The organism is Streptomyces cellostaticus (genome assembly GCF_001513965.1).
In the GTDB taxonomy this organism is placed as follows: Bacteria; Actinomycetota; Actinomycetes; order Streptomycetales; family Streptomycetaceae; genus Streptomyces; species Streptomyces cellostaticus.
This window is the reverse complement of record NZ_KQ948023.1, coordinates 117,849-143,865: the sequence shown is the minus strand read 5'-3', so window position 1 is coordinate 143,865 and position 26,017 is coordinate 117,849. Positions and strand designations below refer to the sequence as shown.

General features: G+C 68.3%; 20 protein-coding genes. 12 read left to right on the top strand and 8 right to left on the bottom strand.

Going from position 1 to position 26,017, the window contains the following annotated elements; translation table 11 throughout:
• Nucleotides 1-55 precede the first annotated feature (55 nt).
• Complete coding sequence (locus AQI88_RS19050) at nt 56-1,087, top strand: alanine racemase (RefSeq protein ID WP_067000449.1); 1,032 nt, start codon at nt 56-58, stop codon at nt 1,085-1,087.
• Nucleotides 1,088-1,183: 96 nt separating this feature from the next.
• Here the strand turns inward: AQI88_RS19050 and AQI88_RS19045 are convergent, their stop codons facing one another.
• Nucleotides 1,184-2,716 (bottom strand): glycosyltransferase family 87 protein, encoded by a 1,533-nt coding sequence (locus tag AQI88_RS19045; protein ID WP_208615829.1) that lies wholly within the window; start codon nt 2,714-2,716, stop codon nt 1,184-1,186.
• A gap of 129 nt (nt 2,717-2,845) precedes the next feature.
• Nucleotides 2,846-5,506: a transglycosylase domain-containing protein gene (locus tag AQI88_RS19040; RefSeq protein WP_244184217.1), complete on the bottom strand. Its 2,661-nt coding sequence runs from the start codon at nt 5,504-5,506 to the stop codon at nt 2,846-2,848.
• 363 nt (nt 5,507-5,869) lie between these two features.
• Here AQI88_RS19040 and AQI88_RS19035 point away from each other — a divergent pair, with 363 nt between their 5' ends.
• From AQI88_RS19035 to AQI88_RS19025, 3 genes are all read left to right on the top strand, one after another.
• Nucleotides 5,870-6,553 (top strand): PadR family transcriptional regulator, encoded by a 684-nt coding sequence (locus AQI88_RS19035; RefSeq protein WP_067000446.1) that lies wholly within the window; start codon nt 5,870-5,872, stop codon nt 6,551-6,553.
• Nucleotides 6,554-6,596: 43 nt separating this feature from the next.
• A complete protein-coding gene (locus AQI88_RS19030; RefSeq protein ID WP_067000443.1) occupies nt 6,597-7,679 on the top strand; it encodes an inositol-3-phosphate synthase in 1,083 nt (360 codons plus the stop codon).
• Nucleotides 7,680-7,789: 110 nt separating this feature from the next.
• Complete coding sequence (locus AQI88_RS19025; protein ID WP_067000440.1) at nt 7,790-9,082, top strand: MFS transporter; 1,293 nt, start codon at nt 7,790-7,792, stop codon at nt 9,080-9,082.
• A gap of 66 nt (nt 9,083-9,148) precedes the next feature.
• Here AQI88_RS19025 and AQI88_RS19020 read toward each other — a convergent pair whose 3' ends face one another.
• Nucleotides 9,149-10,591 (bottom strand): CCA tRNA nucleotidyltransferase, encoded by a 1,443-nt coding sequence (locus AQI88_RS19020; RefSeq protein ID WP_067000438.1) that lies wholly within the window; start codon nt 10,589-10,591, stop codon nt 9,149-9,151.
• Nucleotides 10,592-10,849: 258 nt separating this feature from the next.
• Between AQI88_RS19020 and AQI88_RS19015 the strand changes: the two genes are divergently transcribed.
• The 7 genes from AQI88_RS19015 (at nt 10,850) to trxA (ending at nt 20,653) form a co-directional block, all read left to right on the top strand.
• Nucleotides 10,850-13,216, top strand: a complete 2,367-nt coding sequence (locus AQI88_RS19015; RefSeq protein WP_067000435.1) for a DUF6049 family protein — start codon at nt 10,850-10,852, stop codon at nt 13,214-13,216.
• A 46-nt stretch (nt 13,217-13,262) separates the two neighbouring features.
• Nucleotides 13,263-15,632, top strand: a complete 2,370-nt coding sequence (gene murJ / locus AQI88_RS19010; RefSeq protein WP_067000432.1) for a murein biosynthesis integral membrane protein MurJ — start codon at nt 13,263-13,265, stop codon at nt 15,630-15,632.
• Nucleotides 15,633-15,750: 118 nt separating this feature from the next.
• Nucleotides 15,751-17,457, top strand: a complete 1,707-nt coding sequence (locus AQI88_RS19005) for a protein kinase family protein (RefSeq protein ID WP_067000429.1) — start codon at nt 15,751-15,753, stop codon at nt 17,455-17,457.
• A gap of 21 nt (nt 17,458-17,478) precedes the next feature.
• Nucleotides 17,479-18,204 (top strand): RNA polymerase sigma factor SigM, encoded by a 726-nt coding sequence (sigM, locus tag AQI88_RS19000; protein WP_067000891.1) that lies wholly within the window; start codon nt 17,479-17,481, stop codon nt 18,202-18,204.
• Nucleotides 18,201-19,133: an anti-sigma factor family protein gene (locus AQI88_RS18995; RefSeq protein ID WP_067000426.1), complete on the top strand. Its 933-nt coding sequence runs from the start codon at nt 18,201-18,203 to the stop codon at nt 19,131-19,133. Before sigM ends, AQI88_RS18995 begins: the two co-directional genes overlap by 4 nt.
• Nucleotides 19,134-19,303: 170 nt before the next feature.
• Entirely contained in the window at nt 19,304-20,269 is a 966-nt protein-coding gene (gene trxB, locus AQI88_RS18990) for a thioredoxin-disulfide reductase (RefSeq protein WP_067000423.1), read from the top strand.
• Nucleotides 20,270-20,323: 54 nt separating this feature from the next.
• Nucleotides 20,324-20,653, top strand: a complete 330-nt coding sequence (trxA, locus tag AQI88_RS18985) for a thioredoxin (protein ID WP_067000421.1) — start codon at nt 20,324-20,326, stop codon at nt 20,651-20,653.
• Nucleotides 20,654-20,731: 78 nt separating this feature from the next.
• Here trxA and AQI88_RS18980 read toward each other — a convergent pair whose 3' ends face one another.
• The 3 genes from AQI88_RS18980 to AQI88_RS18970 form a co-directional block, all read right to left on the bottom strand.
• Nucleotides 20,732-21,349: a GNAT family N-acetyltransferase gene (locus AQI88_RS18980; RefSeq protein ID WP_067000418.1), complete on the bottom strand. Its 618-nt coding sequence runs from the start codon at nt 21,347-21,349 to the stop codon at nt 20,732-20,734.
• A gap of 316 nt (nt 21,350-21,665) precedes the next feature.
• Nucleotides 21,666-22,766, bottom strand: coding sequence for a ParB/RepB/Spo0J family partition protein (locus AQI88_RS18975; RefSeq protein ID WP_067000416.1), 1,101 nt, complete (start codon nt 22,764-22,766; stop codon nt 21,666-21,668).
• Nucleotides 22,763-23,836: a ParA family protein gene (locus tag AQI88_RS18970; RefSeq protein WP_079057672.1), complete on the bottom strand. Its 1,074-nt coding sequence runs from the start codon at nt 23,834-23,836 to the stop codon at nt 22,763-22,765. Before AQI88_RS18970 ends, AQI88_RS18975 begins: the two co-directional genes overlap by 4 nt.
• Before the next feature lie 387 nt (nt 23,837-24,223).
• Between AQI88_RS18970 and AQI88_RS18965 the strand changes: the two genes are divergently transcribed.
• Nucleotides 24,224-24,571, top strand: a complete 348-nt coding sequence (locus AQI88_RS18965; protein WP_067000410.1) for a hypothetical protein — start codon at nt 24,224-24,226, stop codon at nt 24,569-24,571.
• A gap of 86 nt (nt 24,572-24,657) precedes the next feature.
• Here the strand turns inward: AQI88_RS18965 and rsmG are convergent, their stop codons facing one another.
• Both rsmG and AQI88_RS18955 read right to left on the bottom strand, forming a co-directional pair.
• Nucleotides 24,658-25,374: a 16S rRNA (guanine(527)-N(7))-methyltransferase RsmG gene (gene rsmG, locus AQI88_RS18960; RefSeq protein ID WP_067000408.1), complete on the bottom strand. Its 717-nt coding sequence runs from the start codon at nt 25,372-25,374 to the stop codon at nt 24,658-24,660.
• 115 nt (nt 25,375-25,489) lie between these two features.
• The gene (locus tag AQI88_RS18955) at nt 25,490-26,002 is read right to left on the bottom strand and encodes a Jag family protein (protein WP_067000405.1); all 513 of its coding nucleotides are present in this window, start codon (nt 26,000-26,002) and stop codon (nt 25,490-25,492) included.
• Nucleotides 26,003-26,017 lie beyond the last annotated feature (15 nt).

Below are 26,017 nucleotides of genomic sequence, written 5' to 3'. Positions count from 1 at the left end.
GCAGCTTTCGCACCTCTGATACACCGCAGCCACGAGAAAGGTTCCAGGTCCGGCCATGGCGCTCACGCTCTACGTCGACACCGCGCGCTGGCGGGCGCACCACAAGCACGTGCACGAGCAGTTCCCGGGTCTCGTCCCGGTCTGCAAGGGCAACGGCTACGGCTTCGGACACGAACGGCTGGCAGAGGAAGCCACGCGCCTGGGCGCGGACGTCCTCGCCGTCGGCACCACGTACGAGGCCGCGCGCATCAAGGACTTCTTCAGCGGTGACCTGCTGGTGCTGACGCCGTACCGGCGCGGTGAGGAACCCGTCCCGCTGCCGGACCGCGTGATCCGCTCGGTGTCGTCGATCGACGGCGTGTACGGCCTCGTGGGCGCCCGTGTCGTCATCGAGGTGATGTCCTCGATGAAGCGGCACGGCATCAGCGAGCAGGACCTGCCGCAGTTGCACGCCGCCATCGAGAACGTCCGGCTGGAGGGCTTCGCCATCCACCTGCCGCTGGACCGCACCGACGGCTCGGACGCCGTCGAGGAGGTCATCGGCTGGATGGACCGGCTGCGCGCAGCCCGGCTGCCGCTGCACACCCTGTTCGTCAGCCATCTCAAGGCCGAGGAACTGGTCCGGCTCCAGCAGCAGTTCCCGCAGACCCGCTTCCGCGCCCGCATCGGCACGCGGCTGTGGCTGGGGGACCACGAGGCCACCGAGTACCGCGGCGCCGTCCTGGACGTCACGCGTGTGGCCAAGGGCGACCGCTTCGGCTACCGCCAGCAGAAGGCGGCCTCGGACGGCTTCCTGGTGGTCGTGGCGGGTGGTACGTCGCACGGGGTGGGCCTGGAGGCCCCGAAGGCCCTGCACGGCGTCATGCCGCGCGCCAAGGGCGTCGCACGGGCCGGCCTCGCCACGGTCAACCGGAACCTTTCTCCGTTCGTCTGGGGCGGCAAGCAGCGCTGGTTCGCCGAGCCGCCGCACATGCAGGTGTCGATCCTGTTCGTCCCTTCGGACGCCCCGGAGCCGACGGTCGGCGACGAGCTGATCGCCCATCTGCGGCACACCACCACGCAGTTCGACCGGATCGTGGACCGCTAGGACCTGTCCGGGCTGCTGAAGCGCAAAGGCCGTACACGCATCGCTCGTGTACGGCCTTCTTCATGCCCGCCGAGGGGCCACCGAGGGGCTGTTCGCTCAGAGCGAACGGTCTCCGTGCGGCGGCAGTTCCGGCCTTCCCCAGTCCACCTGAGGCACGTCGAAGTGGGCGGCGTGCCGCGGGGGATGGGAGGCCGCGCCGACCACGAAGACGTCCTCCGCGCCGTCGAGTACCCCGCCCGAGGGGTCATCGTCGCCGGACCGACGCACCACGTCCCGCTCGGGCATGAGGATGTCCCGTACGACCACGACGCACAGGTACAGCGTGCCCAGCAGGTGCATCGCGATCGTCCAGTGATACCCCAGCGTCGGCAGGCCCTTGTGCGCGTCTCCGCTGGTCGTGTAGGCGAGGTACATCCAGATGCCCAGGAAGTACGCCACCTCGCACGCCTGCCAGATCAGGAAGTCCCGCCACTTGGGCCGGGCAAGGACCGCGAGCGGCACCAGCCACAGGACGTACTGCGGGGAGTAGACCTTGTTGGTGAGGATGAAGGCCGCCACCATCAGAAAGGCGAGCTGGGCGAAGCGCGGCCGGCGCGGGGCGGTGAGCGTCAGCGCCGCGATACCGAGGAAGCACAGCACCACCAGCACGGTGGCAGTGGTGTTCACGAAGTCGGTGGTGGGCGGGTTGCTGGAGTTCTGTGCCCAGATCAGCCAGAAGGAGCCGAAGTCGACACCCCGCTCCTGGCTGAACCTGTAGAACTTCGACCAGCCCTGGAAGGCGAAGAGCATCACCGGCAGGTTCACCACGAGCCAGGCGACCACGGCGCCGCCCACGGCCTGGAAGAACTCCCGCCACTTACCGGCCCGCCAGCACAGCACGAGCAGCGGGCCGAGCAGGAAGATCGGATAGAGCTTGGCGGCTGTGGCTAGCCCCAGCAGGACCCCGAAGGCGACGGCCCGACCCCGCGACCACATCAGTATCGCGGCGGCCGTCAGGGCCACCGCGAGCAGATCCCAGTTGATGGTGGCGGTAAGCGCGAAGGCGGGCGCCAGAGCGACCAGCAGGCCGTCCCAGGGTCGGCGACGGTGCGTGCGCGACACACACACGGCGATGACGGCCGCGCACACCATCAGCATTCCGGCGTTGACGAACCAGTACCACTGCTCCTGGTGCTGGATGCTGCCGCTTCCGGGCGTGAGCCAGGCGGCCACCTCCATGAACACACCGGTCAGCACCGGGTATTCGAGGTAGTCCATGTCGCCTGGGAGCTTGTCGAAGTACGGCACCAGCCCGTCGGCGAAGCCGCGCCCCTGGTACAGGTGCGGGATGTCCGAGTAGCAGGCGTGCGTGTACTGCGAGCTCGCGCCGAAGAACCAGGCGCTGTGGTAGCAGGGCGCCTTCTGGACGAGGCCGAGGGCGAACATGCCGATCGCGATGAGCGCGACCACCCGTACGGGAGTCCACCAGGACGTCCCGAGCAGGGCGCGGCGCCCGATGGGGCCACCGATCAGCTCACTCCCGACCGCGGCGACCTCGTCCTCCCTGGTCGGCCGCACCGGTTCCGCCTGGGCGGGCCGCACGGGCTCGGGCTCGTGCATGCTCACGGGCGTCATCTCTGCACTGGGCATGGGCCACATCCTGCCGTACCTGTCTAGGAATACGCCGAGGGCCGCCGCACCTCGCGGGTGCGGCGGCCCATGTTTCACGTGAAACAGCCTTGGCGGTCGATATGACCACCAACCGGTCAGGTCGCCTTGCTAGCCGTTCTGACCTGCAAAGATGCCTCCGTTGCCATTGCCTCTACTGTTGCCGGTGCCGGTCGTATCGGTGGCTGTCGGCGTGGGCGTCGTTCCTCCGTCCGTGCCACCGTTCCCTGTGCCTCCGGTGGCGTTGCAGTTGTTGCCCCAGCCGAACTGGCAGGAATCACTCGGGGACGGAGACGGGGACGTGGCCGTCTCGCTGGGCGTCGGGCTCGGCGAGTCGCTCGGCGTCTCGCTCGGCGTGATGGTGACCGAGGGGGTCGGGGAAGGCGCACCCGCCTCGTCCTGGACCTCGCCGATCTTGGTGGCCTCCGGGAAGCCGGGGTCGTTCGCGTTCTTCAGCGCAGCCTTCATGTACTCGGTCCACACGAGCGTCGGGATGTCACCACCGTGGATGGAGTCCTTGCCCGCCGTGCCGTTCATGGAGAGCAGCTCGTGGTCCTTGGGGTTCTCGCGGAACATCGCCACCGAGGTCGACAACTGCTGGGTGTAGCCGACGAACCAGGCCGACTTGTTCTTGTCGGTGGTACCGGTCTTACCCGCCGCTGTACGGCCCAGGGCCTTGGCATTCGTACCCGTACCGTTCTGGATGACGTTCTGGAGGACATCCGTGACGTTGTTGGCGACGTCCGCGTCCATGGCCTGCTTGACCTTGGGCTTGTCGAAGCCGGGCTGGTCCTGGCCATCCTTCTTGAGGGCGGTCACCGAGTACGGATCCGCCTGGTTACCGGACGCGGCGAACGTCGCGTAGGCATCGGCCATGCGGATCGCGCTGGGAGTGGACGTACCGATGGCGAACGACGGGTTGAGGTCCTGCGACATGCTCTGGTTGAGAATGCCGGCCGATTTGGCGACGTCCCGCACGTGCGTCATCCCGACATCCACGCCGAGCTGAACGAACGGCGTGTTGATGGACTGCTCCATCGCCTTGCGCAGGGTGATGTACCCCCACTTGTGAGGGCTCTCGTTGTTCTGGAAGAAGTACGAGTTGTCCTTGTTGAGGTAGTACGACCCGTCCGGCTTCACGACCTTGAGATGGTCGTTGCCGTTGTACTTGCTCAGCGGTGAGACCGGCGTGCCGGGCTGTTTGGACGTGCCATACTCCATGGCCGCGGCCAGTACGAACGGCTTCCACGTCGAACCGACGGGGACGCCGGAGGTGTCGGCGTTGTTGGTGAAGTGGCCGTTCTCGTACCCGTCACCGCCGTAGAGAGCGACGATCGCACCGTCTCTGGGCACTACGGACGCCGCACCGAACTGGACGTACTTGTCCAGGCTGCGGTGCTTCGGGTCGAGCCGCTCCTTCTGGACCTTCTTCACGGCCGCGCTCAGGGCGTTGACCTTGTCCTTCTTGAAGGTCGTGTAGATCTGGTAGCCGCCCCTGTCGAAATCCGCCTCCGTGATGTTGGAGTGATTCAGGACGTACTTCTTCGCCGTGTCGGCCAGGTAGCTGATCTGGCCGGTCATGCCCTTGGTCGCCTTGCGGCCCTGGGGATAGGGGTACTTCGCGAGGGCTTCCTGGTACTGCTCGTCAGTGAGGTGCTTGTCCTTGTGCATCTCGCCGAGGATCCAGCGCCAGCGCTCTTTGGACCGCTGGGTGTTGGCCGCCTGGCTCGCCGCCTTGTCGAGGTCCGGGTTGCCGGCCGGGTCGTAGTACGTCGGGCCCTTCAGCAGCGCCGCGAGGAAGGCGCACTCACTCGGCTTGAGGTTGACCGCGTCCTTGCCGTAGTAGGTCTGCGCGGCAGCCTGGATGCCGTAGGCGCCGCGGCCGTAGTACGAGGTGTTGAGGTAGCCCTGGAGGATCTGGGGCTTCTTGAGCTTCGTCCCCACCTTGATGGAGATGAACATCTCCTTGAACTTACGGGTGACGGTCTGGTCCTGGCTGAGGTACGTGTTCTTGACGAACTGCTGGGTGATGGTCGAACCACCCTGCGTCTGACCGCCTCGCGCCATGTTGGCCAGGGCTCGTGCGATACCCATGGGGTCGACGCCCGAGTCCTTGTAGAAGCTCTTGTTCTCTGCCGAGATCACCGCCCACTGCATGGCCTCGGGGATCTTGTCGATGGTGACGTTCTGGCGGTTCACGCCGGTGCCGGTGGCCACCATCTGACTCTTGTCGGCCCAGTAGTAGACGTTGTTCTGCGACTTGGCAGCAATGTTCTCGCTGGGGATCTGGACCATCGCGAAGCCGATACCGACCATCGCGACCAGAGTGCCGACGAAGCCGACGAACAGCCCGGTCACGAGCTTCCAGGAAGGCACCCAGCGGCGCCAGCCGTACCTGCCCACCCGGGGGTAGTCGATGAACCGCTTCTTGCCGGGCTCGGCCGCCGCGCGGCCTCGGCCGCGCCCGGGCCCGGTCGGTCCGCCCGGGCCGCCGCGCCGGCCGCCCGGACCTGTGTTGTCGGCAGCCCGGCGTCGGCTGCTGCCTCTCTGCGCCGCCCGGCGGGCCTCGGCACGGCCGCCGTAGGGACGCTCTTCACCCCCCGAGCCGTACGAGTCCGACCCATGGGAACTGGAACCATAGGAGTCGGCAGAAGACCCGGTGGCGCCTCGCGGTGCCGCACGGCGGCCGGAGGACGAGCCGGACTGGCCGCGTCGGGCCGCGGCACGTCCGCCTTCCTGCGGCTGCGGCGGTTTGCGACGGTGCTCGCTCATCGAACGATTACTCCTCGGGCAGGCGCACCCGTGCGCGCCTGGAACGGCGGCTGGTTTCCGGTCCCCCCGAAGTACGGATGTGGTCGGTTCCGCATTCACCCGTACTGCACCGGGGACGAGGACGCCCCCCAGGCGTCACTTGGTTCCCGGTGGTGTGCATGCCGCACAGACTACGCACCACCAAAACCCGCCGAGTCTCAAAGTTCACCCCAAAACAGGCAACTCGCCTCCCACGAATCAGTGATGTGATCCCGTTCACCGTCCTCCCCCTTGTCGCATACGGAAGGCCGTTCTATCGTCGTGATGTATCGAGTCGATACATCAGAGCGAGATAAAGACGCTGCAGACCGAGAGGAGGCGACCATGAGTCGACGTTCCGGCATTCTTGAGTTCGCCGTACTCGGGCTGCTGCGCGAGTCCCCGATGCACGGCTATGAGCTGCGCAAACGACTCAACACGTCACTGGGTGTGTTCCGGGCGTTCAGCTACGGAACCCTGTACCCCTGCCTCAAGACGCTGGTCACCAACGGCTGGTTGATCGAGGAACCGGGCAACACCCATGAGGACGCCCTCGCCGCTCCCCTCGCCGGACGCCGCGCGAAAATCGTCTACCGGTTGACGGCGGAAGGTAAGGAGCATTTTGAGGAGCTTCTTTCCCAGACCGGTCCCGACGCGTACGAGGACGAGCACTTCGCCGCACGGTTCGCCTTCTTCGGGCAGACGTCGCGCGATGTGCGCATGCGCGTGCTGGAGGGCCGGCGCAGCCGTCTGGAGGAGCGCCTGGAGAAGATGCGCGCCTCCCTGGTGCGCACCCGGGAGCGCCTCGACGACTACACGCTTGAGCTCCAGCGCCACGGGATGGAGTCCGTGGAGCGCGAAGTGCGCTGGCTGAACGAGCTCATCGAGAGCGAGCGGGCCGGTCGGGACCTGAGGGGTACCGCATCCGGGGGGTCCGCTCAGCAGGACACCACATCTGGAGCGACGGGCGGCCTGCCCCGTCCCGGGGACACCCCCCGGACGGATACGCCCGGCGACACCGCCACGTGAGACTCACTCAGGGCCTCACTCGTACACACAGGGAGCAACCGGAATGGGTTCGGTTCGCGTAGCCATCGTCGGCGTGGGCAACTGCGCCGCGTCGCTGGTGCAGGGAGTCGAGTACTACAAGGACGCCGACCCGGCGTCGAAGGTCCCCGGCCTGATGCACGTGCAGTTCGGCGACTACCACGTCGGTGACGTCGAGTTCGTCGCCGCCTTCGACGTGGACGCCAAGAAGGTCGGCCTCGACCTCGCGGACGCGATCGGCGCCTCCGAGAACAACACCATCAAGATCACCGACGTTCCGAACACCGGCGTCACGGTCCAGCGCGGCCACACCCTCGACGGCCTCGGCAAGTACTACCGCCTCACCATCGAGGAGTCCGCCGAGGAGCCGGTCGACGTCGTCCAGGTCCTCAAGGACAAGCAGGTCGACGTGCTCGTCTGCTACCTGCCCGTCGGTTCCGAGGACGCGGCGAAGTTCTACGCCCAGTGCGCCATCGACGCCAAGGTCGCCTTCGTCAACGCCCTTCCGGTCTTCATCGCCGGCACCAAGGAGTGGGCGGACAAGTTCACCGAGGCGGGCGTCCCGATCGTCGGTGACGACATCAAGTCCCAGGTCGGCGCCACCATCACGCACCGCGTCATGGCGAAGCTGTTCGAGGACCGTGGTGTGCGCCTGGAGCGCACGATGCAGCTGAACGTCGGCGGCAACATGGACTTCAAGAACATGCTCGAGCGTGACCGCCTGGAGTCCAAGAAGATCTCCAAGACGCAGGCCGTCACCTCCCAGATCCCCGACCGGGACCTCGGCGAGAAGAACGTCCACATCGGCCCGTCCGACTACGTCGCCTGGCTGGACGACCGCAAGTGGGCGTACGTCCGCCTCGAGGGCCGCGCCTTCGGCGACGTCCCGCTGAACCTGGAGTACAAGCTCGAGGTCTGGGACTCCCCGAACTCGGCCGGCATCATCATCGACGCCCTGCGCGCCGCGAAGATCGCCAAGGACCGCGGCATCGGCGGCCCGATCCTGTCGGCGTCGAGCTACTTCATGAAGTCCCCGCCGGTCCAGTACTTCGACGACGAGGCCCGCGAGAACGTCGAGAAGTTCATCCGCGGTGAGGTCGAGCGCTAGCTCGACACAACGGGGTGCGCTGAACACGCCGAAGAGAACGCTCCTGCCAGGGCTGTGAGGGTCCCCGGGTTACGGCCCGGGGACCCTCTGCATGTGTGAGGCTGTGCCCCATGCCCGTCGTCCGTGACCTGCGCGTCCTGCTGCGCCTGCGGGACTTCCGACGTCTGCTGTCCGTCCGTCTCCTCTCTCAGGGCGCCGACGGCGTCTACCAGGTCGCGCTCGCCGCGTACGTCGTCTTCTCCCCAGAGAAACAGACCTCGGCCACGGCGATCGCTTCGGCGATGGCGGTCCTGCTGCTCCCTTACTCACTGGTCGGCCCCTTCGCGGGCGTCCTGCTGGACCGCTGGCGGCGCCGTCAGGTCTTCGTGTACGGCAATCTGCTGCGGGCGCTACTGGCGACGGGCACGGCCGCACTGATGGTCAGCCACGTGCCGGACTGGCTGTTCTACGTCTCCGCGCTGTGCGTCACGGCCGTCAACCGGTTCATCCTCGCGGGGCTGTCCGCCGCCCTGCCGCGCGTGGTCGATGCCGAGCGTCTGGTGCTGGCCAATTCGCTGTCCCCTACGGCCGGCACACTCGCCGCGACTGCCGGGGGTGGCCTTGCTTTCGTCGTGCGGCTCGTGGCGTCGGGCTCCGATGCCGCGGTGGTGCTCCTGGGCGCCTTCCTCTACTTGTCTGCAGCGCTCGCCTCCCTGAGCATGGCGCCCGCCCTGCTCGGCCCCGACCGGGAGCCGGCGCGGCCCCACCTGCGGACCGTGCTCACCGACACCGCACGCGATCTGCTCGCCGCCGTCCGGCATCTGGCCGCACCCCGGCGCCGGGAAGCGGCCTGGGCGCTTGCGGTGATGACACTGATGCGCTTCTGCTACGGCGCGCTCCTCGTCCTGCTGCTCATGCTGTGCCGATACGCCCTCTCCACGAGCCCCGCCGACGGGCTCCGGCTGCTGGGACTGGCGCTGGCGGCGTCCGGCGCGGGCTTCTTCGCGGCGGCCGTGGTGACTCCGTGGTCGGTCGGCCGGCTCGGCCCCGGCCACTGGATCGTGGTGTGCTCAGGCTCAGCCGCCCTTCTGGAACCCGCACTCGGCCTCCCCTTCGCCACCGGCCCACTACTGGTGGCCGCTTTCGTTCTGGGTCTGATCACCCAGGGCGCCAAGATCGCCACGGACACGATCGTCCAGGCGTCCGTCGAGGACGGCTTCCGCGGCCGGATCTTCTCCCTCTACGACGTGCTCTTCAACGTCGCCTTCGTCGGCGCCGCCGGTGTAGCCGCCCTGATGCTGCCACCGGACGGCCGCTCGGCGGTGCTGGTGATGCTCGTCGCTCTGATCTACGCCGGGGTCACCGTGGCTCTGGCGCGCTTCCTGCGGAGGCCGAGACGGGAAGAGGGGCGATGTTTCACGTGAAACATCGCCCCTCGGTACCGCCGGGCCGGCTCGTGTTTCACGTGAAACATGACCCGGCCCACGGCCTCAGCTCTGCTCGGCCCACCACTCCTTGAGGGCCGCCACCGCCGCGTCGTACTCCATCGGGCCGTTCTCCAGGCGCAGCTCCAGCATGTACTTGTACGCCTTGCCGATGACGGGTCCGGGTCCGACGCCCAGGATCTCCATGATCTGGTTGCCGTCGAGGTCGGGGCGGATCGCGTCCAGCTCCTCCTTCTCCTGAAGCTGAGCGATGCGCTCCTCCAGGCCGTCGTAGGCCCGTGACAGCGCGGCCGCCCTGCGCTTGTTCCGCGTGGTGCAGTCGGAACGCGTCAGCTTGTGCAGGCGGTCCAGAAGCGGGCCCCCGTCACGGACGTAGCGGCGCACGGCCGAGTCCGTCCACTCCCCGGTGCCGTATCCGTGGAAGCGCAGGTGGAGTTCGACCAGCCGTGAGACGTCCTTCACCAGGTCGTTGGAGTACTTCAAGGCGGTCATGCGCTTCTTGGTCATCTTCGCGCCGACCACCTCGTGGTGGTGGAACGAGACCCGGCCGTCCTTCTCGAAGCGGCGCGTGCGCGGCTTGCCGATGTCATGCAGCAGCGCCGCCAGACGCAGGGTGAGGTCGGGACCGTCCTGCTCCAGGGCGATCGCCTGCTCCAACACGATCAGCGTGTGCTCGTAGACGTCCTTGTGCCGGTGGTGCTCGTCACGCTCCAGGCGCAGGGCCGGCAGCTCGGGCAGCACATGGTCGGCGAGACCGGTGTCGACCAGCAGGGCCAGACCCTTGCGCGGGTGAGCGGAGAGGATCAGCTTGTTCAGCTCGTCCCGGACCCGCTCGGCCGAGACGATCTCGATCCGCCCACCCATCTCCGACATCGCGGTGACGACCTCGGGGGCGACCGTGAAGTCCAGCTGGGCGGCGAACCGGGCGGCCCGCATCATCCGCAGCGGATCATCCGAGAACGACTCCTCAGGTGTGCCGGGCGTGCGCAGTACCCGGGCCGCGAGGTCCTCAAGGCCGCCGTGCGGATCGATGAACTCCTTCTCCGGCAGCGCCACGGCCATCGCGTTGACCGTGAAGTCACGCCGGACCAGATCCTCCTCGATGGAGTCGCCGTACGACACCTCGGGCTTGCGCGAGGTGCGGTCGTACGCCTCCGACCGGTAGGTGGTGATCTCGATCTGGTAGCCGCCCTTGTGCGCGCCGACCGTGCCGAAGGCGATCCCGACCTCCCAGAGGGCGTCCGCCCATGGCCGCACGATCTTCAGTACGTCCTCGGGCCGCGCGTCGGTGGTGAAGTCCAGGTCGTTCCCGAGCCGGCCGAGCAGCGCGTCCCGGACCGAGCCGCCGACCAGGGCGAGCGAGAACCCGGCCTCCTGGAATCGGCGGGCGAGGTCGTCGGCGACGGGCGCCACCCGCAGCAGCTCGCTCACCGCGATCTGCTGCGCCTGGCTCAGAGCAGAGGGAGTGTCTTCGTTGGGGTTCGGCACAACAGAAGAGGGTACGTGGCCCGGACGCCCAGGAGCGCCTCCATTAAGCAGGCGCAGACGCCTCCCGCCATACCCGCACAAGCGCTGCCCTTGCGACGTACATCTGCTCTCCGCCCGATACTGGATATAGAGGACGCGCCACCGTCTGCCTCCTGATCTTGTGCGGCAGACCGCGGCACTTCCCCTCGGCGCGCATCGTTACCATGCGTGGACGCACATTCCGACGACCACTGACGACGACGAGGGACGGGCGAGCGCGTGGCCGAGGCGGCAGACTTCCAGGGGACCAGTGCCTCACCTGCCCGCCGGTGGATCCGGCGCACCGGAGCAGTGCTCGCCGGGGCGCCCCTACTGGCCGGACTGCTCCAGCTGCCCGCGGCAGGGCCCGCACAGGCCGCCGGCTCGGACACGGTGTCCGTCTCCCTGGACTCTCTCAGTCCCAGCGCCCCCACGGACGGGGACACGCTCACGGTGTCCGGCACGGTGACGAACAACGGCAAGCAGTCCGTCACCGGCGCCCACGTGGGTCTGCGCGTGGGTCCCATGCTGAACACCCGCTCGGCGATCGACAGCGTCGCCCGGCACTCCGACGATCTCCAGGCCGGCACCGGCTCCGAGGTCGGCGGCAAATACGTGGAGAACTTCTCCAAACTGGCTCCGGGCGTCGCCGAGCACTTCAGCATCTCCGTGCCGGTGGACAAGCTCGACCTCGGCGAGGACGGCGTCTACGAATTCGGTGTCTCCTTGTCCGGTCAGACGTCCGCTCAGTCCTGGGACCAGGTGCTCGGCATCCAGCGGACGTTCCTGCCGTGGCAGCCCTCCGAGGCCGACACGAAGACGAAGACGACGTTCCTGTGGCCGCTGGTCTCCACGGCCCATATGACGGCCAAGACGGGCGCCGGTGAGCTTCAGACGCCGGTCTTCCTCAACGACGACCTCGCCAAGGAGATCGCGCCGGGCGGCCGGCTGGCGCAGATGCTGGAGCTGGGCAAGGACCTCGATGTCACCTGGGTGATCGACCCGGACCTGCTGGCCTCGGTGGACGCCATGGCGGGCAACTACCGGCTCCAGGGCGACAACAACACCACCACGGCCGGAACCCATCAGGCGGTCGCCAAGCAGTGGCTGGCGGGCCTGCAGAAGGCCGTGGCGGGCAAGGAGGTCGTCGCGCTGCCCTACGCCGACCCGGACCTAGCCTCCCTCGCGCACAACGGCACCCGCGTCACCGGCTCGCTCAGCCACCTCAAGGACGCCACCGACGTCGCCGCCACCACCGTGAAGACCGTGCTCCACGTCACGCCGAGCACCGACTTCGCCTGGCCCGTGGAAGGCGCCGTCGATCCGTCGATCATCAAGGTCGCCACCTCCGCCGGCGCCGACCGGGTGATCGCCCGCAGCGACAGCCTCCAGGAGACCGCCGGACTGTCCTACACCCCCTCCGCCGCCCGGCCCATCGGTGGCGGTACGACCGCGGTGGTCGCCGATGCCCGGTTGTCCACGTCGTTCGAAGGGGATCTGACCAAGGCGGACTCGGCCACGCTCGCCGTGCAGCAGTTCCTGGCCCAGAGCCTCGAGGTGACCGCGCAGACAGACCAGCAGCGCAGCATCGTCGTCGCCCCGCAGCGCATGCTGTCGGCCAGCCAGGCCCAGGCGATGGCGGCGGCGCTGAAGACGCTCCAGGGCGGGACCTGGTCCCAGGCGCAGGACCTGACCGCGGCCGCCAAGGCCAAGCCCGACCCGAACGCCACCACGCGCATCCCGTCGACGTCCGCATACCCCTCCTCGCTGCGCAAGCAGGAGCTGCCCGGGACGGCCTTCGAGCAGATCGCGCGCACCCAGGACAAGCTCGACAACTTCAAGGTGATCCTCAGCGACCAGTCCCGCGTGGTCACCCCGTTCGGGCGAGCCATAAACCGGGAGATGTCCACCTCGTGGCAGGGCCGGAGCGCGGAGGCGGACAGCTTCCGCAGCGGCGTCGAGGCGTGGCTCGACGAACTCACCGACCAGGTCAAGCTGATCGACAAGTCCGAGACCAAGCTCTCCGGGCGCAGCGCCACCATCCCGGTGACCGTCCAGAACAACCTCGTCCAGCCCGTGGGCCATCTGGTCCTGCGGCTCACCTCGACCATGCCGACCCGTCTGAAGATCGGCGGCATGGCGTACTACGAGCAGCCCGTCGAGGTTTCCGGCGGCCACAGCCAGTCCGTGAAGTTCACCACCTCGGCCAACGCCAACGGCAGGGTCACGGTCATCGCCCAGCTCTACACCGAGGACGGCCAGGAGTACGGCGACCCCGTCAGCTTCGACGTGAAGGTCACCGAGGTCACGCCCACCGTCATGCTGGTCATCGGCGGCGGCGTGCTCCTCCTCGTCCTCGCCGGGTTCCGGATGTACACCCAGCGCAAGCGGGCGGCCGCCCGCCAGGCCGAGGACGACGGGCCCGACCCGGCGGGCGAGAACACCGCCGACGATCCAGGGAACCCCAGCAGCCCCGGGGATCGTCTCCCGGAGGAGTCCGATGCCTCCTCCGGGGCAGACGCCCCGGAGCAGCCGAGTGACCCTGCACCGGACACCGCACCGGAAAACACCGACCCGTCCGGGACGGGTGAGAGAGTGGACCGTTGAGCGATGTCGTGGCCGGTGTGGCCCGGGACGATGAGGTGGGGTAACGATGAACGCGCCGTACGACGGTGAACGCGGCCAGGGCGCGGCCGGCTCGGGCTACCCCGAGCCGCCGCCCGAGCCCGGCCAGGTACCGCCCCAGCACCCGGCGGACATGTACCTCCAAGACGCCTACGACCAGGACCCCTACCGGGCGCACGATCTGACCGCCCAGGACCCTGTGGCCGAGGCGCTCTACGACCGTGCCGCACACCCGCCGCCGCCCCCGGGCACGTACGAGCAGCAGCAGCCGTTGTACGCCCCGCCGGCCCAGTCGCCGTACGCACCCGATCCGCGGGTGTGGGCGCAGACCCCGGCGCCGGAGCCGGACGGTGCGAGCCAGTACCTGCCGTACGGCGACGACCCCCGTACGACCCAGTTCGTCGGCGTGGACGACCTCGTCACGCACTCCGGCGAGGAGCACCACAAGCCGGACGCCTTCGCGCACCTCCTCCGGGACCAGCAGCAGGGCGGCGGGCATGGGCCCATGGACCCGACCGTCCCCGGCCCGGCCGCGGCCCCGGGTCCCACCGGTTCGTACGCGGCGCCGCAGCACCCCCAGAGCCCTCAGCACGCGAACCAGTACCCCGAGCCCCCGTACCAGGCCGCCCCCCCGGTCGCCACACACCCGGCGCAGCCGCCCGTGCCGGCCCCGGCCGCGGCCCCCGATCCCGCCGGTCTCGCTGCGCCCGGAGGTCCCTCCGCACCCGCCGAGGCCTCCCAGCCCGCGGCTCCCGCCGCGAAGAAGGGTGGGCGCGCCTCGGGGCTGCTGAAGTCGAGCGCCGTCATGGCGGCGGGCACGATGGTCTCCCGCCTCACCGGTTTCATCCGCTCGGCGCTGATCGTCTCGGCGCTGGGCGTCGGCCTGCTCGGCGACACCTTCCAGGTCGCCTACCAGCTGCCGACGATGATCTACATCCTGACGGTCGGCGGCGGCCTCAACTCCGTCTTCGTGCCGCAGCTGGTCCGGGCCATGAAGGAGGACGAGGACGGCGGCGAGGCCTACGCCAACCGGCTGCTGACCCTTGTCATGGTGGCGCTGGGTCTGCTCACCGCGCTGGCGATCGTCGCCGCGCCGTACCTGGTCCGGCTGCTTTCCCCGTCGGTGGCGAGCGATCCGGCCGCCGATCAGGTCGGCATCACCTTCGTCCACTATTTCGTGCCCTCGATCTTCTTCATGGGCATCCACGTGGTGATGGGGCAGGTCCTCAACGCGCGCGGCAAGTTCGGCGCGATGATGTGGACCCCGGTCCTGAACAACATCGTCATCATCGTGACGCTCGGCACGTTCATCTGGGTGTACGGCACCGCGGCCCACTCCGGCATGACGGTGGCGACCATCCCGCCCGAGGGCCAGCGGCTCCTCGGCATCGGCATCCTGCTCGGTCTCGTCGTCCAGGCGCTCGCGATGATCCCGTACCTGCGCGAGACCGGATTCCGCCTGCGGCTGCGCTTCGACTGGCGCGGGCACGGCCTGGGCAAGGCCGCGACCCTCGCCAAGTGGACGGTCCTGTTCGTGCTCGCCAACCAGGCCGGCGCGATCGTCGTCACACAGCTCTCCACCGCGGCGGGCAAGCACTCGCCGGTCGACGGCACCGGCTTCGCCGCCTACGCCAATGCCCAGCTGATCTGGGGTCTGCCGCAGGCGATCATCACCGTTTCCCTGATGGCCGCACTGCTGCCGCGGATCTCGCGCTCGGCCGCCGAGGGCGACGGTGGCGCCGTACGCGACGACATCTCCCAGGGCCTGAGGACGACCGCCGTCGCCATCGTCCCCATCGCCTTCGGCTTCCTCTCGCTCGGTATCCCGATGTGCACGCTGATCTTCGGCTCCTCGGGCACCAGCGAGGCCACCAACATGGGCTACATGCTGATGGCCTTCGGCATCGGCCTGATCCCGTACTCCGTGCAGTACGTCGTCCTGCGTGCCTTCTACGCCTACGAGGACACCCGCACCCCCTTCTACAACACGGTCATCGTGGCCGCGGTCAACGCGAGTGCCTCGGCGGCCTGTTACTTCCTGCTCCCCGCACGCTGGGCGGTGATCGGCATGGCCGCCGCGTACGGCCTCGCCTACGCGATCGGCGTGGGCGTCGCCTGGAACCGGCTGCGCAAGCGGCTCGGCGGTGACCTGGACGGCACGCGGGTGCTGCGGACCTACGCCCGGCTCGCCATCGCCTCGGTACCGGCGGCCCTGCTCAGCGGCGCGGCCTGCTACGGCATCGGGCACACACTCGGCCAGGGCGTCATCGGCTCCTTCGCCGCGCTGATCGCCGGCAGTGCGGTGCTGCTCGGCACCTTCTTCGTCGCCGCCCGCCGAATGCGGATCGATGAACTCAACTCGCTCGTGGGAATGGTCCGCGGGCGTCTGGGTCGCTAAGGCGGGGGTAGGCGCACAACCATCGTCCGCCGCCGCGTGTCGTGCATAGCGGCGGACTGTGGGCACAATTGGTTTCGGCGTCGGACAGCGTGCAACGGATGGGGAGGCAGGGACGACGGTGGCGGAACGGAGCACGGCTGCCGTCGACGTGGCAGACAACAGCGGCGATCAGCCGCTGACCGCCAAGGCGGACCAGTCCACGGCCGACGGGGTGGCCCAGAACCCGGAGCGGGACACGGACAGCGACGAGGCCCAGGGGAGCAGCGGGACGGAGGGTCCCGGAAAGAAGGCCTCACCTCCCGAACTGCACAGCGGGCACAAACTCGCCAGACGCTACCGTCTCGAGGAGTGCGTCACCCGTCTGGACGGATTCAGCAGTTGGCGTGCGGTCGACGAGAAACTCCGTCGTGCCGTCGGCGTCCACATCCTGCCCGCGGACCATACGCGGGCCCGTGCCGTCCTGGCCGCCGCCCGTTCCTCCGCGCTGCTCGGCGATCCACGCTTCGTCCAGGTCCTCGACGCCGTCGAGGAGAACGACCTCGTCTACGTCGTGCACGAGTGGCTGCCCGATGCCACCGAGCTGACCACGCTCCTCGCGGCCGGCCCGCTGGAGCCGCACGACGCCTACCAGATGGTCAGCCAGGTCGCCTCCGCCATGGCCGCCGCACACCGCGAGGGCCTCGCCCATCTTCGGCTGAACCCGAACGCCGTGCTGCGTGCCTCCACCGGTCAGTGGCGCATCCGCGGCCTCGCCGTGAACGCGGCGCTGCGCGGCATCAGCTCCGACACCCCGCAGCGCACCGACACCGAGTCGATCGGCGCTCTGCTGTACGCGGCGCTGACCCAGCGCTGGCCGTACGAGAACGACGCCTACGGTCTGTCCAGCCTGCCCAAGACCATCGGCCTGATCGCACCGGACCAGGTCCGGGCCGGTGTCCACCGTGGCCTGTCCGAACTCACCATGCGGGCTCTCGTCAACGACGGGGCCACGGCGTCTCGTCATGAGGCTCCGTGCACCACGCCCGAGGAGCTGGTGAAGGCGATCGGCGAGATGCCCCGCATCCGCCCGCCGGAGCCTTCCTTCACAGCTCCGCCGGAGTACCAGCGCACGACGTACCAGCAGGGCACGTACGGCCGCCCCGCACCGCGTCCCGGTGCCACCCAGCCGATCGCCGCCCCGCCGCCCCCGCTCCAGAGCCGCACCGGCAAGGTACTGAAGTGGACGGTGTCAGCCCTCCTCATCGCCGCCCTCGGCCTGGGCAGCTGGCAGCTGGCCGACGCTCTGATGGACCACAGCGACAAGTCGAACGACCGCAACAACACGCAGACGCAGGACGGCGGGGACAAGAGCCCGAAGAAGCCGACGCCGGGCACGCCCATCGCGATCCAGGGCGCCCGTGACTTCGACCCGTTCAGCGAAGACAAGTCCGAGAAACCTGCTGACATAAAGAAGGCCTACGACAACGACCCCGCCTCCTACTGGCAGACGGACTTCTACCTCGGTCCGAAGTTCGGCAACCTGAAGTCAGGTGTCGGTGTCATCCTCGACCTCGGCAAGGTCCAGCAGGTCGGGAAGGCAACGATCAGCTTCCTGGGGGAGACGTCGGTCGAACTCCGTGCCGCTGGCGCGGACGCAGGATCGGAGCCGACGTCGTTCGACGCCTTCAGCAAGGTCGCTGAGGGTTCGGGCACGACGGTGACGCTCCAGCCCGGCAAGCCGCTCAAGACGCGATACCTGCTGGTGTGGCTGACCCAGCTGCCTCCGGACAATGACAATCCGGGTCACTGGCGAGGCAGGGTGGCAGACATCAAGGTGACCGGCTAAGTTCCCCCCGTGGAGGGGCACATGGCACAGGGCGCCGGATATGACGGAGTGAGCGACCAGGTCCTGCTCACCCGTCACGTGGAAGGCGACCCCGATGCCTTCGGTGAGATCGTGCGCCGGCATCGGGATCGGCTGTGGGCGGTGGCGCTGCGGACGCTCGGGGACCGGGAGGAGGCCGCTGACGCGGTCCAGGATGCGCTGGTGTCGGCCTATCGGGCTGCGCATACCTTCCGGGGGCAGTCGGCCGTCACGACCTGGCTGCACCGGATCACCGTGAATGCGTGCCTGGACCGTGCTCGGAAGGCGGCCTCTCGGAAGACCGCTCCGGTCGACGACACCGAGCGACTGGAGCAACTGCTGGAGCCACACGAGTCGGCCTCGGCTCCGGCCGAGCGGAACGATCTGCACCGGCAGCTCCTCGAGGCGCTCGGCACGCTCCCGCATGAGCAGCGCGCGGCGCTGGTCCTCGTGGACATGCAGGGGTACCCCGTGGCCGAGGCCGCTCGGATCCTCGACGTGCCCACGGGGACGGTGAAGAGCCGGTGCGCCCGAGGCAGAGCCAGGCTCCTGCCGCTGCTCACCCATCTACGCCCCGGAAGCACCAGTGACGAAAAAGAACCTGGCCCGCAGCGGAACCGGATGCCCGATCCACCCGTCCCACCGGCAACGGGGCCTCGGGACGGAGATACCCGAGTCACGGGTCCGAGCGATTCAACCGTAGTGAAGGGCGGAGGTGGGCGAGCGTGACTTCCACGACAGACACGGCCGGGCACCCGGACGTCGCGGAGATCTCCGACCTCACCGAAGGCCTCCTCCCACCGGACCGTACCGCGGAGGTACGGCGTCACCTGGCAGGGTGCGAGCTGTGCACGGACGTCCATGCCTCGCTGGAGGAGATCCGGGGGCTGCTGGGCACCGTGCCGGGTCCGCCGCGCATGCCGGCGGACGTCGCGGGCCGCATCGACGCGGCCATCGCCGCCGAGGCGCTGCTGAGCGCCACCGAACCCAAGGCCACGGACACGTCGGTCCTGGTTTCCGGGCCCGAAGAGCCAGACAGTCAGGTCGCCGGCGGTCGTGTTTCACGTGAAACATCGCCTTCGGCGGACCGCCCTGTCGGGCGCCCTCACGGGGCGACGGGCCCAGGGCGGAAGGGGCGCGACCGCGGACGGCGCCGCAGGACCGTCGTCCTGGGAGCCGTTCTCACCGCCGCCGTACTGGGAGCCGGGTCTCTGGTCCTGCAGTCGCTCGGCAGTGGGGGCCCCGACACGACGGCTCAAGGCAGGCCGACGCCGTCCGTCGGCGCCTTCTCCGGGGACAGCGTCCAGAACCAGGTGAAGGATCTGCTCTCCACCAAGAAGGGCACGGAGCAGCCTCATCGGCCGCGATCGGGTGTCGACTCGGAGCAGAACACCCCGGGGTCGACTGCAAGCGCCAACACGCTGATCCAAACCCAGCCCTCCGTTCCCGACTGCGTCCGGAAAGCGATCGCCCGTAGCGGTGATGTGCTCGGCGCCAAGACAGGCACGTACGCCGGGAAGAGTGCCTATCTCGTCGTGCTTCCCGACAGCGACGACAGCACGCGGGTCACGGCCTATGTCGTCGACGCGGCCTGCGTCGGCCGGCAGCCCGCGTCCCCGGGCAAGGTGCTGATAAAGGAGTCCCTCGCTCGTCCCTGAGACGGTAGAGGCGTCGTCTCGATCCCTTCGGCAATCCGTACGGTGTGCGATCCCCGTGTGCCCAGACACACCGGGAATGCGCGCCCCGTAGGATCCGTTGGGTGGGGTGAGAGTCCTGAAAGGGGCTCCCACCGGTCGACTGACACTGACCAGAGACGAGGAATCAAGCCGTGAGCGACGTCCGTAACGTGATCATCATCGGCTCCGGGCCCGCAGGCTACACGGCGGCGCTCTACACCGCCCGCGCATCCCTGAAGCCCCTGGTGTTCGAGGGTGCTGTCACCGCTGGTGGTGCCCTGATGAACACCACCGAGGTGGAGAACTTCCCGGGCTTCCGCGACGGCATCATGGGCCCCGACCTGATGGACAACATGCGGGCTCAGGCCGAGCGCTTCGGCGCCGAGCTGGTCCCGGACGACATCGTCTCCGTCGACCTGGCCGGTGAGATCAAGACCGTCACCGACACCGCGGGCACGGTCCACCGGGCGAAGGCCGTCATCGTCACGACCGGCTCGCAGCACCGCAAGCTGGGCCTGCCGAACGAGGACGCCCTCTCCGGCCGCGGTGTCTCCTGGTGCGCCACCTGCGACGGCTTCTTCTTCAAGGACCAGGACATCGCCGTGATCGGCGGCGGCGACACTGCGATGGAGGAGGCCACCTTCCTCTCCCGGTTCGCCAAGTCCGTGACGATCGTCCACCGCCGTGACACCCTGCGCGCCTCCAAGGCGATGCAGGAGCGTGCCTTCGGCGACCCGAAGATCAAGTTCGTCTGGGACAGCGAGGTCGCCGAGGTCCAGGGCGAGCAGAAGCTCTCCGGCCTGAAGCTGCGCAACGTCAAGACCGGCGAGCTGTCGGACCTCGCCGTGACGGGTCTGTTCATCGCGATCGGCCACGACCCGCGCACCGAGCTGTTCAAGGGCCAGCTGGACCTGGACGAGGAGGGCTACCTGAAGGTCGCCGCTCCGTCCACCCGCACCAACCTGACCGGTGTCTTCGCCGCCGGTGACGTGGTCGACCACACCTACCGACAGGCGATCACCGCGGCCGGCACCGGATGCTCCGCCGCCCTCGACGCCGAGCGCTTCCTCTCCGCCCTCGCGGACGAGGCCGAGCCCGAGAAGACCGCCGTCGTCTGACCTTCCCTTCCCTCGCCCCACCGCCCCACCGCCCACTCAATTAGGAGCCCCGCCGTGGCCGACCTGAAGAACGTGACCGATGCCTCCTTCGAGGAAGACGTCCTCAAGAGCGACAAGCCCGTCCTGGTGGACTTCTGGGCTGCCTGGTGCGGCCCGTGCCGCCAGATCGCTCCGTCGCTCGAGGCCATCGCCAAGGAGCACGGTGACAAGATCGAGATCGTCAAGCTCAACATCGACGAGAACCCGGGTACGGCCGCCAAGTACGGCGTCATGTCCATCCCGACCCTGAACGTCTACCAGAACGGCGAGGTGGCCAAGACCATCGTCGGCGCCAAGGCGAAGGCCGCGATCGAGCGCGACCTTGCCGACTTCATCGCTGAGTGACGTTTCACGTGAAACACGAATGGGCCAACCCTCTCCGGGTTGGCCCATTTGCATGAGGTTTTCAGCTGACCCCGACCTCTAGAGCGGCCTGAGCGCCGGCTCCTTCTGAACGGCCCCCAGCAGCCGGTCGAGGGCCAGCTCCACGTCTTCCTTCCACGACAGCGTCGAGCGCAGTTCCAGCCGCAGGCGGGGATGCGTGGGGTGCTGCCGGACCGTCTTGAAGCCCACGGCCAGCAGATGGTCGGCAGGCAGCAGACAGGCGGGCTCCTTCCACCGGGCGTCACCGAATGCCTCGATCGCCCTGAAGCCCCTGCGCAGCAGATCCTTGGCGACTGCCTGGACCATCACCCGGCCCAGCCCCTGCCCCTGATAGCCGGGCATGATGAAGGACGTCATGAGCTGGACGGCATCCGGTGAGACCGGACTTGTGGGAAATGCCGTCGAGCGGGGGACATAGGCCGGCGGCGCATAGACCACAAAGCCCACCGGCACATCATCGACGTAGACAACCCGGCCGCATGATCCCCAGTCCAGCAGGACGGCGGAGATCCACGACTCCTTCTCCAACGCGGAGGTACCCGCCCTTACCGCGGCCTCGCCGCTGACGGGGTCCAGCTCCCAGAAGACACACGAGCGACAGCGCTTGGGAAGGTCCTGAAGGTTGTCCAGCGTGAGCGGTACGAGCCGACGCCCCATGAAGGCTGTTCCTCGCTTCCTTCGCCCGCAGCAACGCGAGCGGCTGCCAGAGCGCTCCGTTCCCTGAGGAGGCTGCCGACGAATCCGCCGACCGCTCCGAGGCCCAGTCCCGCGCTCACCAGTCCGGTGCGGCTCATCGATCGCATGGCCCTGTCTCCCCACTCAGAGATCTGCCAGGTGGATGCGCCATACCCTTTGGCATCGTATCCACGATGCGATTCCCTCGATACCGCCTCAAAGCAAAGAGCGGACCGCGATCCGGTGCACACCGGGCACGATCCGCTCCCTTACGCCCCTTGGCGGGATCGCCCGAGGATCAGTCGTCGTCCTGCTCGGACTCGCCCTCCTGGAGAACCTTCTGCAGGATCGGCCCCTCGCCCGGAGCGAGAGTACCGAGGATCCGCTCAAGGTCCTCCACGGAGGCGAACTCGACGGTGATCTTTCCCTTCTTCTGCCCCAGGTCGACTTTCACCCGGGTCTCGAAGCGATCCGACAGACGAGTCGCCAGATCGGTCAGTGCCGGAGAGACCAGGGCACCGGCCCGCGGGCCCTTGGAGCGCTGGGGCGCCTGGGGCCGCGACCCCATCAGGGTCACGATCTCTTCGACAGCCCGTACCGAGAGGCCCTCGGCCACGATGCGGTGGGCCAGCCGGTCCTGCTCCTCCGAGTCCTCGATGGACAGCAGCGCCCGGGCGTGACCGGCAGACAGGACACCGGCGGCCACCCGCTTCTGGACAGCCGGCGAGAGCCTCAGCAGCCGCAGCGTGTTGGAGACCTGGGGACGAGAGCGCCCGATCCGGTCGGCCAGCTGGTCGTGTGTGCAGTTGAAGTCCTTGAGGAGCTGGTCGTAGGCAGCCGCCTCTTCCAGCGGGTTCAGCTGCGCGCGGTGCAGGTTCTCCAGGAGGGCGTCCAGGAGGAGCTTCTCGTCGTCCGTGGCCCGGACGATCGCCGGGATGGCTTCGAGGCCGGCCTCACGGCAGGCGCGCCAGCGACGCTCGCCCATGATCAGCTCGTACCGGGCGGGACCCAGCTGCCGTACGACGACGGGCTGGAGGAGACCGACCTCCCTGATGGAGGTGATCAGCTCCTGGAGGGCGTCCTCGTCGAAGACCTCACGCGGCTGGCGCGGGTTCGGCGTGATGGAGTCGAGGGGAAGCTCGGCGAAGTGGGCGCCCATCGGAGGCGCGGGCACCTCTGCCACAGGGGCGGTCGCAGGCTCCTCGGTTTCATGTGAAACAGGCGGCAGCGTGGCCACCTTCGCCGCGGCCACCCCGCGGTCAGTCGTCAGCACGGGTACCGCTGCCGGGGACGTGGACGCTCCACTGCCCATCGCGGCCGGGACCGGGTTCTTCTCGGTCGGGGCAGCAGGGATCAGTGCGCCGAGGCCACGCCCCAGCCCCCTCCGTCGCTCGCTCACTGGATCCCCTCCACCATGCTCGGGTCGTTCTGGGCGCCGATGTGGGCCTGACTCGCGTCGTAGCTGATGCCGATGCCCTTCAGCGCAATTTCTCGGGCCGCCTCAAGATAGGAGAGGGCACCGCTCGATCCAGGATCGTAAGTCAGCACCGTCTGCCCATAGCTCGGCGCCTCGGAGATACGGACCGAGCGGGGAATGCTCGTCCGCAGCACCTCGTCGCCGAAGTGGGTGCGCACCTCTTCCGCGACCTGGGAAGCGAGACGCGTCCGGCCGTCGTACATGGTGAGCAGGATGGTCGACACATGCAGCGTGGGGTTGAGGTGTCCCCGCACCAGGTCGACGTTACGGAGCAGCTGGCCCAGACCCTCAAGCGCGTAGTACTCGCACTGGATGGGGATGAGCACCTCCTGGCCCGCGACGAGCGCGTTGACCGTCAACAGACCCAGCGACGGCGGGCAGTCGATGAGGATGTAGTCCAACGGCTGCTCGTACGCCTGGATGGCCCGCTGGAGCCGGCTCTCCCGGGCCACGAGAGACACCAACTCGATCTCCGCACCGGCGAGATCGATGGTGGCGGGGGCACAGAAGAGGCCTTCGACATCCGGGACAGGCTGGACGACCTCGGCGAGAGGCCTGCTCTCCACCAACACGTCGTAGATGGAAGGAACTTCGGCGTGATGGTCAATCCCCAGCGCCGTGGACGCATTGCCCTGCGGATCCAGGTCGATCACGAGAACGCGGCCACCATGCAGAGCCAGCGAAGCGGCAAGGTTGACGGTCGTGGTCGTCTTGCCCACGCCGCCCTTCTGGTTGGCGACCACGATGACTCGGGTCTGCTCCGGTCGCGGCAGCCCCTCGCCTGCGCGACCCAGAGCCTCCACCGCCAGTTGGGCAGCACGACCGATGGGAGTGTCGTCCATCGGAGGCGGTGTTTCACGTGAAACATCCGCCCCCGTCGACTCGGTACGGGGACCGGGGACCGGATCGGTCATCGGTCCCGCGATGTTGGCGTTGGACCGCAAGGATTCACTCTCCTCGACTTCAGGCTCGCAATGAACAGAGCCTCCCATGTCTTCGGGGTCGTGAACCAGTGAGGCCTGGTGTTCTGTGGAGAAATCCACCTCTGTGGACAACTCCGCTACCTCTCCGAGTGAACCGAGAGGCTTCCGGTCGCGCGGTTCGGCCGCAGCGCGACCGCGACTGATGATGCCGTGGAGCAGTGAGCGACGTTTCACGTGAAACACGATGACAACAATTTGTCCCTTATGTGAGCGACACTCCGCCGCGCGTCTCTTTACCACCCCTCTCAAAGTTCAAGATTGCGTCTTGTTAAGATCAAAAACATACGGGGCGGGGGATCTTGTGCCGCATGACTAACGGCACATCTCACTTCCTTCGCCGGTGCACCGAGCGCATCCGCTCGGCCGACCGATTCGACCAACGCAGGAAGCAACACCATGACTTCGAAGACCATTGGCCGTTTCATAGCAGCGGCGCTGGGTGTCGGCGTTCTGGCCACGGCCACGCCCGCCTTTGCCGACCAGGACATCAAGGTGATCTGGGGGCACGGTTACCGTGTCAGCAGCGACCACGGCGTAGCCGCCGTCAAGGACCTCGCTGACGACAACAACGCGGTGTACGTGCAGTACACCCGGGCGGGCCACGGAAGCGAGATCTTCACCCTGTGGAACAAGAAGGGAAGCGGCACCACCGCGTACAGCGGTCACGGCGGCACCGTGACGATCAAGAAGGTGTGCCGCTCCATCTCCCTGCGTCCGGACGTCTGCTTCACGAAGACCCCGTAAGCGACGACCGCGTAGGCACGGAGTCACAGCACAGAGGCGCTCTCCCCACAGGGAGAGCGCCTCTGGCGTTTCATGCTCTTCTTCGATCAGCGGCGACGGCGAGCCCGTCCCGTCCGGGCTGCCTTGGCCCGCTTGGCCGCGAACCGCACACCGCCCGGGCTCTCCCCCACCTCGACGCGTACAACCGTGGACAGGGGATCCACCACGCCTTCTCCCACATGCAGGATGGACGTCGACACCGCGCCGAGCTTGGTGAGCGCGGTGGCCGCCGCCTTCAGCTCCTCTTCGGCCGTGTCTCCCTTGAGCGCGAGCATCTCGCCGTACGGGCGCAGCAGGGGAATGCCCCAGGCGGCCAGGCGGTCCAGCGGGGCCACTGCACGGGCGGTCACCACGTGGACGGGCGGCAGCGTGCCCATGACCTCCTCGGCCCGGCCGCGCACCACGGTGACGTGGTCCAGGCCGAGCAGCTCGACGACCTCGGTCAGGAAAGTGGTGCGCCGCAGCAGCGGCTCCAGCAGAGTGATGGTCAGGTCCTCCCGGACCAGGGCCAGCGGAATGCCCGGCAGGCCGGCACCGGAGCCGACGTCGCACACGGTCACTCCCTCGGGGACCGCCTCCGAGAGCACCGCGCAGTTCAGCAGGTGCCGCTCCCACAGGCGGGGCACTTCGCGCGGACCGATCAGGCCACGCTGCACGCCCGCCTCGGCGAGCAGTTCCGCATAGCGGACCGCATCGTCGAAGCGATCACCAAACACTTCCCGCGCCTGCTCGGGCGCGGGGGGAAGCTCCGCTGCCTCCGTCACGGGGACCGTCCTTCCGTACAGCGCCGGTGCTTAGCGCACCGGCCACCAGAACTACCAGGCTGACAAAGTTCGGCCCCGTCTGCAGGCAGACGGGGCCGGTGAAACGTAGGGGCGATCAGGCCGGAAGCACGACGACGAACCGCTGCGGCTCCTCGCCCTCGGACTCGCTGCGCAGTCCGGCGGCCTTGACCGCGTCGTGCACGACCTTGCGCTCGAAGGGGGTCATCGGATTGAGCTTCACGGCCTCACCGGTGTTCTTGACCTCGGCGGCGGCCTTGGCGCCCAGCTCGGACAGCTCGGCACGCTTCTTGGCCCGGTAGCCCGCGATGTCCAGCATCAGCCGGCTGCGGTCCCCGGTCTCCCGGTGGACGGCCAGGCGCGTCAGCTCCTGGAGTGCCTCCAGCACCTCGCCGTCCCGGCCGACCAGCTTCTGCAGGTCGCGGCCGCCGATGTCGCTGATGATCGACACGGAGGCGCGGTCGGCCTCGACGTCCATGTCGATGTCGCCGTCGAGGTCGGCGATGTCGAGCAGACCCTCCAGGTAGTCCGCCGCGATCTCACCCTCCTGCTCCAGGCGGGTGAGGGTGTCTGCACCCTCGGCAGCGGCGGAGGTGGTGCCTTCCGTCACGGGATGGGCTCCTTC

Bases quoted from the DNA above. Each gene is read 5' to 3' on its own strand.
- AQI88_RS19050 (WP_067000449.1), top strand. From the start codon at position 56: ATGGCGCTCACGCTCTACGTCGACACCGCGCGCTGGCGGGCGCACCAC.
- AQI88_RS18980 (WP_067000418.1), bottom strand. From the start codon at position 21,349: ATGGGGCGTCGGCTCGTACCGCTCACGCTGGACAACCTTCAGGACCTT.
- AQI88_RS19030 (WP_067000443.1), top strand. From the start codon at position 6,597: ATGGGTTCGGTTCGCGTAGCCATCGTCGGCGTGGGCAACTGCGCCGCG.
- sigM (WP_067000891.1), top strand. From the start codon at position 17,479: ATGGCACAGGGCGCCGGATATGACGGAGTGAGCGACCAGGTCCTGCTC.
- AQI88_RS19040 (WP_244184217.1), bottom strand. From the start codon at position 5,506: ATGAGCGAGCACCGTCGCAAACCGCCGCAGCCGCAGGAAGGCGGACGT.
- AQI88_RS18965 (WP_067000410.1), top strand. From the start codon at position 24,224: ATGACTTCGAAGACCATTGGCCGTTTCATAGCAGCGGCGCTGGGTGTC.
- AQI88_RS18970 (WP_079057672.1), bottom strand. From the start codon at position 23,836: ATGGGAGGCTCTGTTCATTGCGAGCCTGAAGTCGAGGAGAGTGAATCC.
- murJ (WP_067000432.1), top strand. From the start codon at position 13,263: ATGAACGCGCCGTACGACGGTGAACGCGGCCAGGGCGCGGCCGGCTCG.
- AQI88_RS19045 (WP_208615829.1), bottom strand. From the start codon at position 2,716: ATGCCCAGTGCAGAGATGACGCCCGTGAGCATGCACGAGCCCGAGCCC.
- AQI88_RS19025 (WP_067000440.1), top strand. From the start codon at position 7,790: ATGCCCGTCGTCCGTGACCTGCGCGTCCTGCTGCGCCTGCGGGACTTC.
- AQI88_RS19035 (WP_067000446.1), top strand. From the start codon at position 5,870: ATGAGTCGACGTTCCGGCATTCTTGAGTTCGCCGTACTCGGGCTGCTG.